The sequence below is a fragment of the Mesorhizobium sp. M7A.F.Ca.CA.002.04.1.1 genome (genome assembly GCF_004022805.1).
Taxonomy (GTDB): domain Bacteria; phylum Pseudomonadota; class Alphaproteobacteria; order Rhizobiales; family Rhizobiaceae; genus Mesorhizobium; species Mesorhizobium ciceri.
In genome coordinates this window covers 1-1,382 of the sequence record NZ_RZPL01001038.1, presented here as the reverse complement: position 1 = coordinate 1,382, position 1,382 = coordinate 1, and the positions used below count along the sequence as shown (strand labels likewise).

Annotated in this window: 1 protein-coding gene; it reads left to right on the top strand. The window is 49.6% G+C overall.

Annotated elements, in window-relative coordinates:
* Positions 1–305: 305 nt before the first annotated feature.
* Positions 306–1,382 (top strand): PIN-like domain-containing protein (locus ENZ75_RS31860; RefSeq protein ID WP_348630648.1); only part of this gene is annotated, 1,077 nt, incomplete at its 3' end.

Genomic DNA, 1,382 nt, shown 5'->3' with positions numbered 1-1,382 from the left:
GATTTGGCAAGGCCTGAAACCGCTTGACTGGCTCGCGCCTCCCGGCCGCATTTATCACCAGCTATTCGGCGGCGATGCTAGCCTAGTAGGCTATTGCGCAGATGATAGCGGCTGTGATCGCCACCTCCTACTTCCCCGCACCATCGGAGCATTCTGACATTCTAGGGCACGTGGGACCGCAACCATTCAGGATTCCGCTATACGCTACCATTCGACAATAGCGAGCCGTTCACACGGTAAGAAAAGGTTTCGAAAGGCATTTCTCTACAAGTCTCGCTTGCTTCAATGTTCACAGCGATGTTGTAATGGCTTCGACTCCGGGGGGTTGGATGCGGAAGATTTTTCATGGGTTTTACGAGCCCACCAAAAAGGAATTAGACAAGATCTGGAAGACGGGACTTCTGGTCCCGGATACAAATGTCTTATTACACCTATTCAGATTTATGCCCGCTAGACGGGCGGAAGTCCTTGCTGCATTTAGGTCATTTGGGGATAGACTGTGGTTGCCTCATCAGGCCGGTGCAGAGTTCCAGGCAGACGGGCGCGATGCTGATTCGACCAATAGAGCGGCATATCAGAAGCTAAAAGATGAGCTGCTAAAGAAACGCAATGAGGTCGAAGGGGCAATTGGCGCGTTCTCCAGATTCGATCCTTGGCCCCAAGGATCCTCTATGGACGAGATCGGCAAGTTCTTCGAGCGCCTGACCCTTGAAGTTGAAACTGCCGTAAAGCAGCTTCCTGAAGCTCTATCGGTTTTCAAGGACGTTACTGACATCTTCGATGGAAAGGTAGGGAAGCAACCAGTCGACATCGAACAGCGACGGAAAGAAGCGCTGCGACGTTTCGATGCGAAAATCCCCCCCGGTTATAAAGACAAAGGCCGTCCGGGCGATTATCTGATTTGGGCTGAAATGAAGGACAAGGCAAAGTCGGCTCAGCTTCCGGTCCTTTTTGTCACTGACGATAACAAAGAAGACTGGTGGGCACGACATGATGGCAAGACCCTGGGACCAAGGCCTGAACTCAGGCACGAGTTTTTCGAAGCGACTGGCCAGTTGTTCTACGCATATTCGCCATCGCGCTTTTTAGCCTTCGTATCCAGCGAGGACGAAGAACTGGTTTCCAAGGAAACAGTGAAAGAGATGGAGAGAGTTCAAGAAACAAGAGAAATTCCTAGACGTTCAATTTTGTTTAGACATAGCGAAATGCTGAATCTCGTGACCGTCCTTGCCCTTCATACGGCTAAAAGCGAAGATGAAATTATAAAAACTGCTATGAAAATCACTAAAGTGTCGGGGAGAATTTCGGAGGAACAATCTCTTAGAAGAACCGGTGATGGGAATTTAGATGACTGGGAATTCAATTCCCTGAAAGAGCATCTT